This is a genomic window from Blautia sp. 210820-DFI.6.14, from assembly GCF_020558815.1.
GTDB classification, from domain to species: Bacteria; Bacillota; Clostridia; order Lachnospirales; family Lachnospiraceae; genus Blautia_A; species Blautia_A obeum.
Genome location: NZ_JAJCKS010000091.1, coordinates 1 through 696, shown reverse-complemented (window position 1 = coordinate 696; position 696 = coordinate 1). Strand labels below are relative to the sequence as shown.

The 696-nt window shown below is 35.2% G+C and carries 1 protein-coding gene; it reads left to right on the top strand.

The genetic code is table 11. The features are described from left to right. Positions 1-17: 17 nt before the first annotated feature. Positions 18-650, top strand: a complete 633-nt coding sequence (locus LI112_RS17860; RefSeq protein ID WP_055247379.1) for a GyrI-like domain-containing protein — start codon at positions 18-20, stop codon at positions 648-650. The last annotated feature ends 46 nt before the right edge of the window (positions 651-696 follow it).

Sequence of the window (696 nt, the reverse complement as noted above, 5' to 3'; positions counted from 1 at the left end):
GAATTTTGGAGGTTATTATGGCTTTTGATTTTAAAAAAGAGTATAAAGAATTCTATATGCCGAAGAACAAACCAGAGATTGTAAATGTACCTAAGGCAAATTATATTGCAGTTAGAGGAAAAGGCAATCCAAATGAAGAAGGCGGAGCATATCAACAAGCAATCAGTGTTCTATATGCTGTTGCATACACATTAAAAATGAGTTACAAGACTGATTATAAAATTGAAGGATTTTTTGAATATGTTGTTCCGCCATTGGAAGGTTTTTGGTGGCAGGATGATGTCGAGAGTGTAGATTATACAAATAAGTCTGCTTTCAGCTGGATTTCTGTTATCCGTTTGCCTGATTTCATTTCTAAAGCTGATTTTGACTGGGCGGTAGAAACAGCAACGAAAAAGAAGAAACTTGATTGTTCGTCAGCAGAGTATCTTACGATTGATGAGGGATTATGCGTTCAAATTATGCATATAGGTTCTTTTGATAATGAGCCAGCAACTGTTGCGCTTATGGATACTTATTTAGAACAAAATGGATATGTTAATGATATTAACAAAGATAGGTTGCACCACGAGATTTATATGTCTGATGCAAGAAAGGTTGCCCCAGAAAAATGGAAAACTGTAATTAGACATCCAATTAAGAAAGCGTAAAATTCCCGTTTATTGGGAAGTCGCAGAGAACGAAAAATCGGAATTT